The organism is Halomonas sp. 707D4 (assembly GCF_024158685.1).
Lineage (GTDB): Bacteria > Pseudomonadota > Gammaproteobacteria > Pseudomonadales > Halomonadaceae > Vreelandella.
In genome coordinates this window covers 1-12,163 of record NZ_JAMZBD010000038.1, presented here as the reverse complement: position 1 = coordinate 12,163, position 12,163 = coordinate 1, and the positions used below count along the sequence as shown (strand labels likewise).

Genomic DNA, 12,163 nt, shown 5'->3' with positions numbered 1-12,163 from the left:
CGGCGCGCTTTACGCTGTACACGCTCGAATCCGCTGAGTACCATTTGGCCCTTGAGCGCGCCGGTCGGCGAGAGAGTGCGTCGACCGGCGCCGCGCGCCGCTTTTGCAATTGGGTGCCCGATCTACCGGGTGCCACCGCTATCAGGTGAGGAATTAACGGATGATCACAGGCAGCATAGTCGCCCTGGCGACGCCGATGAAGGTCAATGGCGACATCGACTGGGAGGCGCTTCGCCGCCTGGTGAACTTCCATCTGGACAACGGCACCGACGGCATCGTCGCCGCGGGTACCACCGGCGAGCCGACCACCATGTCGTTTGCCGAGCACTTCGACGTCATTCGCGCGGTGGTCGAGGAGGTGGGCGGTCGCATTCCGGTCATCGCCGGCACCGGCGCCAATGCGACCTCCGAGGCGGTGGAGCTTGCCCGCTATGCAAGCGAAGTGGGCGCAGACTACTGCCTGTCGGTGTGCCCCTACTACAACAAGCCCACTCAGGAAGGCCTCTTCCAGCACTTCAAGGCCGTGGCCGAGGGCAGCAAGCTGCCGGTGATCATGTACAACGTGCCCGGCCGTACCTGTTCGGATCTCTACAACGAGACCGTGGTGCGTCTGGCCGAAGTGGACAACATCATCGGACTGAAGGACGCCACCGGGAACCTTGAGCGCGCCGAGGATCTAATTGCACGCTTGAAGGGCAGCGACTTCATGCTCTACTCCGGCGACGACGCGACCGCCTGCGACTTCATGCTGATGGGCGGCCACGGCGATATCTCGGTCACCGCCAACGTGGTGCCCCGGGCGATGCATGATCTGTGCGCGGCGGCGATTTCCGGTGATACCGAGAAGGCCCACCAGATCAACACCCGCCTGATGCCGTTGCACACCAACCTGGGGATAGAGTCCAACCCGATCCCCGTGAAGTGGTCGCTCCACCGGATGGGCTACATGGAGGCGGGCATCCGCCTGCCGCTGACCTGGCTTTCGGAAAAATACCACGCCACTGTCAGTGAAGCGCTGCAGTTGGCCGGCGTCGTCGAGCAGTAGTGGCGATCGTCCCCGAGTGCCCGGCCTGTGCCGGGCGACTGAACTGTTGACTTAAGGTGGCTTGATGAGCTCTGTGCTTGAACAACCTGCGCTGAAATGGGTTCCGCTGGCGCTGGCCGCGGGGATCGCGCTGAGCGGCTGCGCCCGCGACGGGTTTTACGACGATCGTAACCTGGACTACACCGAGGTCGCGCCCGCGCCGCCGCTGGTGCTTCCCGAAACCCGCAATGTGCAGCGCTATCAGGACGCCATGCCCGTTCCCCAGGCATCGCTTCAGGGCAGCCGGGTCGAGCGCGCCGCCGAGGTCGTCCCGCCGCCGTCGATGTCGATCGGCAGCGGCCTGGAACCCGAGTTCGTCGAACGCCGCCAGGTCGGAAGCGACGCCTGGCTGGTGGTGGCCGCCGATACCGGCGCGGTGTGGCCGCAGCTCGAAGCCTTTGCCCGGAGCAGGGGGCTTGGCATCGTGCAGAGCGATGCCAACCGCGGCGTGATCGAAACCACCCAGGCAACGCTTTCCCTGCAGAGCGCGCTGCGCGCCGGCAGCAGCGAAGTGCGCTGCGAGCAGGGCGGCCGGACCGTGACCAACTGCCTGGACGCGCTCGAAGAGTACCTGGGTGCGCGCAGCGCCACCGCCAGCGCCTCCTCCTGGAATGCCCAGCGCCTCTCCGGCGAGCGCTCCTTGCAGATTCGCCAGCAGGATGGCGAGTGGCAGGTCGTCATCCCGCAGTCCGCCGAGCGTGTCTGGGCCGAGCTCGACCACTACCTGACCCTGGACTTCACCGTCGAGAACCGTCGCGAGCTGATCGAGAAGTCGCCCGACGAGTATGCCTTCCTGGTGAACTATATGACCGCCTCGGAAGAGGGCCGCAATCCGATCCAGGTGGTGTTCAGCCGCGACGTGCGCCGCATGAGCCAGCAGATACGCCTGGTGCTCGAGCCGCGGGGCGACCAGAGCGTGCTGCGCGCAATCAATGCAAGCGACCGCGAGCTCACTGCCGACGACCAGCGCGAGCTGCTCGAACGCGTTTCCGGCTATTTGCGCTAACGTTTCACTATCTTTCGGAGCCCCCATGGAAAAGCGCCAAGAACTCTACGCTGGCAAGGCCAAATCGGTCTACACCACCGACGACCCGAACCTGCTGGTTTTGACCTTTCGCGACGATACCAGCGCCTTCGACGGCAAGAAGATGGAGTCGCTGGCTCGCAAGGGCATGGTCAACAACATCTTCAACGCCTTCATCATGGAGCGCTTGCAGGAGGCGGGGATTCCCACCCACTTCGAGAAGCAGCTCTCGCCCAACGAGAGCCTGGTCAAGAAGATGAAGATGATTCCGGTGGAGTGCGTGGTGCGCAACGTCGCCGCCGGGGGCTTGGTCAAGCGCCTGGGCGTCGAGGAGGGCACCGAGCTCACCCCGCCCACCTTCGAACTTTTCCTGAAGAACGACGAAAAGGGCGACCCGATGATCAACGAGTCGCTCGCCGAGACCTTCGGCTGGGCGACCCCCGAGCAGCTCGCCACCATGAAGACGCTGACCTTCAAGGTCAACCACGTGCTCAAGCAGCTCTTCGCCCAGGGCGACATGCTGCTGGTGGACTACAAGCTCGAGTTCGGTATCTTCGAGGGCGAGGTCGTGCTGGGTGACGAGTTCTCGCCGGACGGCTGCCGCCTGTGGGACGCCAACACCCGCGAGAAGATGGACAAGGACCGCTTTCGCCAGGGCCTTGGCGGCGTCATCGAGGCCTACGAGGAAGTCGGTCGCCGGCTTGGCATTACCTTCCCCGCCTGAGTCTCATTCGTTCCGCGCTTCGATTGCCACCACCTCCAGGGTGGTGGCGTCGTTTTCACACGGGCGAAAGCGCACGTTCACGTCGCGCAGATGCACGCCGTACACCCGTGCATCGCTTTGGTGGTAGGCCGGGCGAGGGTCCTGTCCAAGCACCTGCTCGATCAGCGCGGTGAGCGAGGCGGCGTCGTCGCGCTGCGTCAGCGCCTCGACGGCGGCGGGGGTGAACGCCACTCGCTTGCGTACCGGCGCCTCGGGGGCGAAACCCGCCCGCGCCTCGGGGCGCGCCTCGGCCCAGGGCAGGTAGGGCTTGATGTCCACGACCGGCGTGCCGCTGACCAGGTCGCACCCGGTCAGGTGCAGGCGCACGCCGCGAGTGCAATCGATGTCGGCCAGGCCCACCAGCGAGAGCCCCAGGCGATTGGGGCGGTGGGTGCTGCGGCTGGCGAACACGCCCACCTTGCGATTGCCGCCAAGGCGTGGCGGGCGCACCAGCGGCGTCCAGCGCTCGGGGCTCTGATGAAACACGAAGTGCAGCCACAGGTGGCTGAACGCTTCCAGTCCACGTACGGTGTGAGGGTCGTCGAAGGGCGGGGCCAGCACCAGCGTGGCGCGGGCGGCGTCGGCCAGCCCCGGCTGGCGGGGAACGCCGAACTTGTCCGGGTAGTCGCTTGTCACGTGGCCGATCGGCTGCAGCGTGAAACGTTGATCGCTTGGTGAGGACATGGCGCGGCCTTGCAGTCAGAATGAGCCGAAAAGATTCCCGGGCGGCCTGTGCCGTCCGGGGCGTGGGGAGTATACCCCGGGCCGCACGTGAATCCGACGCGGCCGCCACACGATAGAGGGATGACATGAGCCATCGAGACAACGCCGGCGAGCGGCCGCCGTCGGCACGGGTGACGTATCGCGCGGCGCTGGCCCGCGACGCCGCGGATCAGGCCGAGGTGTTCTATCACGCGGTGATGCAGGGGGCTGCAAGCCACTATTCGCGTGACGAGCGCGAGGCCTGGGCGGCGGCGCTGCCCAGGGAAGCCAGCGCTTGGGCGGCGCGTCAGGCGCTCTATACCACGCTCGTGGCAGTATGCGACGGGCGCTGCGTGGGCTTTCTGGAACTCGACCCGGCCAGCGCGCGCATCGTCACGCTCTACGTCTGGCCGTCGCTCGCCGGGCGCGGCATCGGCAGTACCCTGCTGATCCACGCCGAAAGGCTGCTGCTCGAGCAGGGCATCGATCGTGTCGAGATCGAGGCGAGCCTGGTGCTGTTCGAGCGACTCGAGCGGCGCGGTTTCGAGAACCACGGCGAGCAGTGGGTCGAGCGCGGCGGGCAGTGCCTCAAGCGCTACCGGATGAGCAAGGCGCTCAGCGCCGTCGAGACCTGAGTGCTGCGCTAGACGGTGAAGGTCTGGGTGATGCGCATGGAAAGATCGATCGAGGCGACGTCCTTGGTCAGCGTACCGCTGGAGATGGTGTCCACCCCGGTGTCGGCGATGGCCCGCAGGGTGGTCGCATCGACGTTGCCCGAGGCTTCGAGCGTCGCCCGACCGCCGTTGATCTCCACCGCCACGTGCAGGTCCTCGACATCGAAGTTGTCGAGCATGACCACGTCGGCGCCGGCGGCCAGCGCCTGGTCGAGTTCCTCGAAGGTTTCCACTTCCACCTCGACCGGGATGCCTGGCGAAAGCTTGCGCGCCATGGCCACGGCGGCCTGGATACCCCCGCAGGCGGCGATATGGTTCTCCTTGATCAGAAACGCATCCCACAGGCCCAGCCGGTGGTTGTAGCCGCCGCCGCAGACCACCGCGTACTTCTGCGCCAGACGCAGCCCCGGCAGGGTCTTGCGGGTGTCGAGCAGCCGCGCCTGGGTGCCTTCGAGCAACTGCACGAAGGCGCGGGTGGTCGTCGCCGTCGCGCTCAGGGTCTGGAGCAAATTGAGCGCCACCCGCTCGCCGGTCAGCAGGCTGCGCGCCGGCCCCTCGAGCTCGAGGAAGTGGTGCTCCGGGGTGAGGGCGTCGCCGTCGGCGGCCTCCCAGCGCAGGGTCACGCGGGCGTCGAGCTGGCGAAAGATCTCCTCGACCCAGGCCACTCCGCACAGCACCGCGTCCTGGCGGGCGCTCACCCGGGCGGTGGCCCACTGGTTGGGGGGAATCAAGCCGGCGGTGATGTCTCCCGCGCCGATGTCTTCGGCGAGCAGGCGGGTGACGCTTGCGCGGATCTCGTCGGTCAGAGCGTTCTGGTAATCCATGGCGGTATCGTCTCGGCACAGGGTATGAGCCGCATTATAGTGAAATCGAGCCTTGAACCTAGAGAAGACGCCAATGATCGACTCCCATAGCGGCGGATACTGGCCCCTGGCCCGCCAGGTCGCCTCGCCCAACGCCGACGCCCGCGCCGAAGGCGAAGTGTCGCTTCTGGTGCTGCACGCCATCAGCCTGCCGCCGGGAGTGTTCGCGGGGGCGGCGATCGAGGCGCTGTTCACCAATACCCTGGATCCCGGTGCGCACCCCTATTTCGCGCGTATCGCGACGCTCAAGGTCTCGGCGCACTTCTTGATCCGCCGCGACGGCGAGTGCGTGCAGTTCGTCGATACCGACCGGCGCGCCTGGCACGCCGGGCGCTCGCGCTGGTTCGATCCGCGCCTGAATGAGGCGCGCTGTGCCCTCAACGACGTCTCCATCGGCATCGAACTCGAAGGCGATGGCGATACCCCGTTCACCGCGGCCCAGTACCGCTCGCTGGTCGCGGCCACCCGCTGGCTGCTGGCCCGCTATCCGCTGCTCGATGCGTCGCGCATCACCAGCCACGCCAGGGTGGCGCCGCTGCGCAAGGAAGACCCGGGGCCATGCTTCGACTGGGCCTACTACCGCCAGTGCCTGGCAAGGGCTGAGGTGACACCGGTCGGGAAGTGATTCTTTCGCTTGAAGATAAAACGGTAGTTTGACTACAGAAGGCGCTGATATAGCGGTGGAAATGGATTCCATAGCCAATATGTTGCAGTGCAATATACTGTTTTGGATAGAATTTCCATTGCGTGAGAATTGGCACACTAGCCACTTTGCGGTATCTTCTCTATACAAAAGGCTAACCCCGAAGGCTGCTGTGTAGCCCAACTACATTCTCGGGCCTGTGTTCGATCGAACGGCTGGTCGAATCACCTCGTTGAATGTAGAACAAAAACCCTGTCAGACACGCAAGCTCGGCTCGATACCGGCCTTGGTGCGGCTCAACGTCGCAGCCGCCCCAGCCCCAAAAGGGTAGCGGGCGTATTGTCATTTATCGTCATTCGGAGAGACTTTATGAGTCTGGAGACAAGAGAAGATCTCGATCCGGTCGAAACCACGGAGTGGCTTGAATCCCTGGAATCGGTTCTGGATCGTGAGGGCGAAGATCGCGCCCGCTACCTGATGACCCGCCTGGCGGATCGCATGCGTCGGGACGGGATGAAGGTGCCCTTCTCGGTGACGACCCCGCACCGCAACACCATTCCGGTCCATCGCGAAGCGCCGATGCCGGGCGATCTGTTCATGGAGCGGCGCATCCGTTCTTTGATCCGCTACAACGCCATCGCCCAGGTCATCCGCAACAACCGCGCGAACCCGGGGCTGGGTGGGCATATCGCGAGCTTCATGTCCTCGGCAACGCTCTATGACGTGGGCTTCAACCACTTCTTCCGCGCGGCCAAAGACGACTTCGCCGGGGACCTGGTCTACATCCAGGGCCACGTGGCGCCGGGCATCTACGCCCGCTCCTACCTCGAGGGGCGCCTCTCCGAGGAGCAGATGGACAAGTTCCGCCAGGAAGTCGACGGCGATGGACTCTCGTCCTACCCGCATCCCTGGCTGATGCCGGACTACTGGCAGTTCCCGACGGTCTCCATGGGCCTGGGGCCGATCCAGGCGATCTACCAGGCGCACGTGATGAAGTACCTGCATCATCGCGAGCTCAAGAACATGTACGACCGCAAGATCTGGTGCTTCATGGGCGACGGCGAGTGTGACGAGCCGGAATCCCTGGGCGCGATTTCGCTGGCCGGTCGCGAGAACCTCGACAACCTGATCTTCGTCATCAACTGCAACCTGCAGCGCCTGGACGGCCCGGTACGTGGTAACGCCCGCGTGATAGACGAGCTCGAAGGCGTGTTCCGCGGTGCCGACTGGAACGTCATCAAGGTCGTCTGGGGTCGCCACTGGGATACCCTGTTCGAGCAGGACAAGAAGGGCATCCTGCAAAAGCGCATGGATGAGGCGGTCGACGGCGAGTACCAGAACTACAAGGCCAATGGCGGCGCCTATACCCGCGAGCATTTCTTCGGCAAGTACCCGGAAACCGAAGCGATGGTCAAGGATCTTTCGGATGAGGACATCTGGAAGCTCAACCGTGGCGGCCACGACCCGTTCAAGGTCTACGCGGCCTACCACGAGGCGGTGAACACCCAGAACGGCAAGCCCACGGTGATCCTGGCGCATACCGTCAAGGGTTACGGCATGGGTGCAGGCGACGGCGAAGCGGCCAACGAGGCGCATCAGGTCAAGAGCATGGAGTACGAGGCGCTGAAGAAATTCCGCGACCGCTTCGGCATTCCGCTCTCCGACGAGCAGTTGAAGGACGTGCCCTACTACAAGCCCGAGGAAGACTCCCCGGAGCTCAAGTACATGCACCTGCAGCGCGAGCGCCTGAACGGCTACCTGCCGGCGCGCCAGAGCGATTTCGAGTCCCTCGATATCCCGAGCCTCGAAGACAAGACCTTCGCCTCGCAGCTCGGCGGCTCCAAGGGGCGTGAAGTCTCCACTACCATGTCCTTCGTGCGTGTGTTGAACGGCCTGGTCAAGGACAAGAAACTCGGCAAGTACGTCGTGCCGATCATCCCGGACGAGGCGCGCACCTTCGGCATGGAGGGCATGTTCCGCCAGCTCGGTATCTACTCCGCGGCGGGCCAGAAGTACGAGCCGGTCGACAAGGGCCAGATCATGTACTACCGCGAGGACCAGAAGGGGCAGGTCCTCGAGGAAGGCATCACCGAGGCGGGCGCGATGTCGGCCTGGATGGCGGCCGCGACCTCCTACAGCAACAACCACGTCACGCTGTTGCCGTTCTACATCTACTACTCGATGTTCGGCTTCCAGCGCATTGGCGATCTGGCCTGGGCGGCGGGCGATCTGCAGGCGCGCGGCTTCATGGTCGGCGGCACCGCCGGGCGCACCACGCTCAACGGCGAAGGCCTGCAGCACCAGGATGGCCACAGCCTGATCCAGGCTTCGACCATCCCCAACTGCCGAAGCTACGACCCGACCTACGGTCACGAAGTGGCGGTCATCGTCCAGGACGGCCTGAAGCGCATGTTCACCGACAAGGAGAACTGCTTCTACTACCTGACCGTGATGAACGAGAACTACGAGCACCCGGAGCTTGCCGACGTGCCCGCAGACGACATCGTCAAGGGCATGTACCTGCTGCGCGAAACCCAGGGCGACAAGGGCCGCGTTCAGCTTCTGGGCTCCGGCACCATCCTGCGCGAAGTGGAAGAGGCCGCCGAGCTTCTGGCCAGCGACTGGGGCATCGGCGCCGACATCTGGAGCGTGACCAGCTTCAACGAGCTGCGCCGTGAAGCGCTCCTTCTCGAGCGCGAGGCGTTCCTGAACCCGGACGCCGAGGCCGCCAAGCCCCACGTCACGAAGTGCCTGGAAGGGCGCGACGGACCGGTCATCGCCTCGACGGACTACATGAAGCTCTACGCCGACCAGGTACGCGCCTGGGTACCGGGTGACTACACCGTGCTGGGCACCGACGGCTTCGGCCGCTCGGACACCCGCGCGAAGCTGCGCTACTTCTTCGAGGTGGATCGCCACTTCGTCGTGGTCGCCGCCCTGCGCTCGCTCGCCGAGCGCGGCGAGATCGATCGCAAGGTCGTCGGCGAGGCGCTGAAGAAGTACAACATCGACGCCAGCAAGCCCAACCCGCTGACTAGCTAAACCGCAGCCCGGCGGGCATTGCCCGCCGGCTCGAGCCGATTTGGAAGGAGCGCGACCTTGAGTAGCGAAATCATCAAAGTTCCCGATATCGGTGGCGATACCGATGTCGAAATCATCGAGATTGCGGTGTCTGAAGGCGACGTCATCGAAGCGGAAGACGCCCTGATCACCCTGGAATCCGACAAGGCCAGCATGGACGTGCCCTCGCCCAAGGGCGGCAAGGTCGTCAAGGTGCTGGTCAAGGAGGGCGACAAGGTCTCCGAGGGCGACGACATCGTCGAGCTCGAAGTGGAAGGCGAGGAGGGCGACGACGCGTCCGCCGAGCAGGACGCCGAACCCGAAAAGACCGACGATGCCCCCCGCGAGGAGAAGCGCGAGGAGCCGAAGGCACCCGCCAAGAAGGCCTCGGGTGGCAAGAAGACCGTCGATATCACGGTGCCGGATCTGGGCGGCTCCGAGAACGTCGAGATCATCGAAGTCGCGGTCGGCGAAGGCGACGAGGTCAGTGCCGAAGACGCCCTGATCACCCTGGAGTCCGACAAGGCCTCCATGGACGTGCCGAGCCCGCACAGCGGCAAGATCGTCGCGTTCACCGTCAAGGAGGGCGATACCGTCTCCGAAGGCGACGTGATCGGCCAGATCGAGATCGATGGCGACGGTGAAGGTGAAGACGAAGGCGACGACGCCCCGGCCGAGCAGCCGACGGCGGACGCCCAGGACGACGCCGCCGACGAGCAGGCCGACGACGATCAGAGCAGCGGCGAGCCCGAGCGCAAGGAGGTCCGCGTACCGGATCTCTCCGGTGCCTCGGACGTGCCGATCATCGAGATCGCCGCCACCGTCGGCGACGAGATCGAGGCAGAAGACGCACTGATCACGCTGGAGTCCGACAAGGCCTCGATGGACGTGCCCAGCCCCTTCAAAGGCAAGCTCCTCGAGCTCACCGTGAAGGAGGGCGATACCGTCTCCGAAGGCGATCTCATCGCCTACATCGAGGTGGCGGGAAGCGCCAAAGCCAAGAAGCAGGCCGACAAGCCCGCGCCGAAAGCCCAGAAGAGCGACGCGCCGAAGGCCGAGCAGAAGCAGGAAACTCGCAAGAGCGAGACGCCTGCCGGCTCGCCCAGCCCCGAAGCGGCCATGGCCGCGCACAAGCCGCGCGACGGCAAGCTGGTGCACGCAGGGCCCGCGGTGCGCATGCTGGCGCGCGAGTTCGGTGTCGACCTGGGGCTGGTCAAGCCCAGCGGCCCGAAAGAGCGCATCCTGAAAGAGGACGTGCAGGCCTACGTCAAGCAGGCGCTGTCGCAAAAGGCCAGTGCACCGGCCCAGAGCGGCGCGGCAACCGGCGGTGCCGGCATTCCGGCGGTGCCGGAAGTCGACTTCAGCCAGTTCGGTGAAGTGGAAGAGAAGCCGATGGGTCGCCTGCTCAAGATGGGCGCGACCAACCTGCATCGCAGCTGGCTCAACGTGCCTCACGTGACCCAGTTCGACGAAGCCGACATCACCGAGCTCGAGGCGTTCCGCAAGTCGATGAAGGCCGAAGCCGAGGCCCAGGGCGCCAAGCTCACGCCGCTGCCGTTTCTGGTCAAGGCCTGCGCCTTCGCGCTCCGGAAGTTCCCGCAGTTCAACGTCAGCCTCAAGGGCGACGGCGACACGCTGGTGTGGAAGAAGTACGTCCACATCGGTATCGCGGTCGATACCCCGGACGGCCTGATGGTGCCGGTGCTGCGCGACGCCGACAAGAAGTCCTTGATCGAGATCGCCAAAGAGATGGCGGAGCTCGGCAAGAAGGCGCAGAGCAAGAAGCTCAAGCGCGACGAGATGACCGGCGGCTGCTTCACCATCTCGAGCCTTGGCTCGATCGGTGGCACGGCCTTCACGCCGATCGTCAACGCGCCGGAAGTGGCGATCCTCGGGGTGTCGAAGGCGCAGATGAAGCCGGTCTGGGATGGCGCTGCCTTCCAGCCACGGCTGATGATGCCGCTGTCGCTCTCCTACGATCACCGCGCGATCAACGGTGCGGACGCGGCACGCTTCACGGCGTTTTTGGCCGATGTGCTGACCGATATCCGTCGCCTGCTGCTCTGACGCACAGCGACGGACCGCTCACGGCGCCCATTTTCATGGGCGCCGTTTGCGTTTTCGCGCCCATGATCGAGAACGAGTGCCGGGCCGGATGAAAAAAACCGCGTCCATGCGGCGTTTGGGGAGTTGTGCCGCCTGGGAGGCCCGGTTATTGTCCCTCTATTCACTTTGACGAATCTATGACATTAGAATCTATGACATTAGGAGCAGTGCCATGCGTTTGATCCTGTTGGGTGCCCCCGGCGCGGGCAAGGGAACCCAGGCCCAATTCATTTGCGAGCGGTTCAAGATCCCGCAGATCTCCACCGGCGACATGCTGCGTACCGCGATCAAGGATGGCACTGAGCTCGGCCTCAAGGTCAAGGAAATCATGAACAGCGGCGGGCTGGTCTCCGACGACATCATCATCGACCTGGTCAAGGAGCGCATCAGCCAGCCGGACTGCGAGAACGGCTTTTTGTTCGATGGTTTCCCGCGCACCATCCCCCAGGCGGACGCCATGAAGGAGGGCGGCGTGAAGCTCGACCACGTGCTCGAGATCGCCGTGCCCGACGAGGAGATCGTCAACCGCCTGGCCGGTCGGCGCGTGCATCCCGCCTCCGGGCGCGTCTACCACGTCGATCACAATCCGCCGAAGGAGCCGGGCCGCGACGACGTCACCGGCGAAGCCCTGATCCAGCGCGAGGACGACCAGGAGTCCACCGTACGCAATCGCCTCTCGGTCTACCACGACCAGACCGCGCCGCTGGTCGACTACTACCAGCAGTGGGCGGCCACAGAGCCCGAGGCGGCGCCGCAGTATCACCGCGTCGAAGGCGTGGGCAGCGTGGCTGACATTACCCGTCAGGTGAAGGAAGCGCTGAGCTGACACCCTCCCTCTAAAGCGTCCGTCGCCGTGGGCCTCTGGCCCCGGCGCGGCCACGCGCTCTCTTTCTGGAGTACCGAGTCGCTATGCCGTCATACCTTCTCGCCCTGGACGCCTCGTCGAGCGAGTGTTCAGCGGCGTTGATTCGCGCCGAGGGCGAGGCTCGCGAGTGCCTGGCCCGCTGCGAGCATACCCCTCGCGCCCATACCCAGCGCCTGCTGCCCATGGTGGATGAGGTGCTGGGCGAGGCGGGCATCACCCCCGCCGACCTCGATGCCATTGCCTACGGCCACGGGCCGGGGTCGTTCACCGGGCTGCGCATCGCCGCCGGCGCCGCCCAGGGGCTGGCCTTCGGGCTCGATCGTCCGCTGGTCGGGGTGTCGACGCTTGAGGCGCTGGCGCTGCAGGCGCACCGCCGCTT

The 12,163-nt window shown here is 65.1% G+C and carries 11 protein-coding genes; 9 read left to right on the top strand and 2 right to left on the bottom strand.

Translation table 11 applies throughout. The features are described 5' to 3' along the window. The first annotated feature begins 160 nt into the window (after positions 1–160). From dapA to purC, 3 genes are all read left to right on the top strand, one after another. A complete protein-coding gene (dapA, locus tag BIS11_RS03090; RefSeq protein ID WP_253420922.1) occupies positions 161–1,045 on the top strand; it encodes a 4-hydroxy-tetrahydrodipicolinate synthase in 885 nt (294 codons plus the stop codon). Positions 1,046–1,109: 64 nt separating this feature from the next. After that, complete coding sequence (locus BIS11_RS03085; protein WP_253420924.1) at positions 1,110–2,090, top strand: lipoprotein, NlpB; 981 nt, start codon at positions 1,110–1,112, stop codon at positions 2,088–2,090. A 25-nt stretch (positions 2,091–2,115) separates the two neighbouring features. Beyond that, on the top strand, positions 2,116–2,832 hold the full coding sequence (purC, locus tag BIS11_RS03080) for a phosphoribosylaminoimidazolesuccinocarboxamide synthase (protein ID WP_227388647.1): 717 nt from the start codon (positions 2,116–2,118) through the stop codon (positions 2,830–2,832). A gap of 3 nt (positions 2,833–2,835) precedes the next feature. On the opposite strand, the gene tsaA is transcribed toward purC, so the two are convergent. Further along, the gene (gene tsaA / locus BIS11_RS03075) at positions 2,836–3,555 is read right to left on the bottom strand and encodes a tRNA (N6-threonylcarbamoyladenosine(37)-N6)-methyltransferase TrmO (protein ID WP_253420928.1); all 720 of its coding nucleotides are present in this window, start codon (positions 3,553–3,555) and stop codon (positions 2,836–2,838) included. 125 nt (positions 3,556–3,680) lie between these two features. On the opposite strand from tsaA, the gene BIS11_RS03070 reads away from it, so the two are divergent. Continuing rightward, the gene (locus BIS11_RS03070) at positions 3,681–4,208 is read left to right on the top strand and encodes a GNAT family N-acetyltransferase (protein ID WP_253420931.1); all 528 of its coding nucleotides are present in this window, start codon (positions 3,681–3,683) and stop codon (positions 4,206–4,208) included. Positions 4,209–4,216: 8 nt separating this feature from the next. Here BIS11_RS03070 and nadC read toward each other — a convergent pair whose 3' ends face one another. Further along, on the bottom strand, positions 4,217–5,071 hold the full coding sequence (nadC, locus tag BIS11_RS03065; protein ID WP_253420934.1) for a carboxylating nicotinate-nucleotide diphosphorylase: 855 nt from the start codon (positions 5,069–5,071) through the stop codon (positions 4,217–4,219). A 73-nt stretch (positions 5,072–5,144) separates the two neighbouring features. Here nadC and ampD point away from each other — a divergent pair, with 73 nt between their 5' ends. The 5 genes from ampD to tsaB form a co-directional block, all read left to right on the top strand. Next, on the top strand, positions 5,145–5,735 hold the full coding sequence (gene ampD / locus BIS11_RS03060) for a 1,6-anhydro-N-acetylmuramyl-L-alanine amidase AmpD (RefSeq protein WP_253420937.1): 591 nt from the start codon (positions 5,145–5,147) through the stop codon (positions 5,733–5,735). A gap of 387 nt (positions 5,736–6,122) precedes the next feature. Then, positions 6,123–8,795, top strand: a complete 2,673-nt coding sequence (gene aceE / locus BIS11_RS03055) for a pyruvate dehydrogenase (acetyl-transferring), homodimeric type (protein ID WP_253420939.1) — start codon at positions 6,123–6,125, stop codon at positions 8,793–8,795. Between the two features lie 57 nt (positions 8,796–8,852). Further along, the gene (gene aceF, locus BIS11_RS03050; protein ID WP_253420941.1) at positions 8,853–10,880 is read left to right on the top strand and encodes a pyruvate dehydrogenase complex dihydrolipoyllysine-residue acetyltransferase; all 2,028 of its coding nucleotides are present in this window, start codon (positions 8,853–8,855) and stop codon (positions 10,878–10,880) included. Positions 10,881–11,091: 211 nt separating this feature from the next. Beyond that, positions 11,092–11,745 (top strand): adenylate kinase, encoded by a 654-nt coding sequence (adk, locus tag BIS11_RS03045; RefSeq protein WP_253420943.1) that lies wholly within the window; start codon positions 11,092–11,094, stop codon positions 11,743–11,745. 83 nt (positions 11,746–11,828) lie between these two features. Then, a partial coding sequence (gene tsaB / locus BIS11_RS03040; protein WP_253585723.1) for a tRNA (adenosine(37)-N6)-threonylcarbamoyltransferase complex dimerization subunit type 1 TsaB occupies positions 11,829–12,163 on the top strand: 335 nt, incomplete at its 3' end.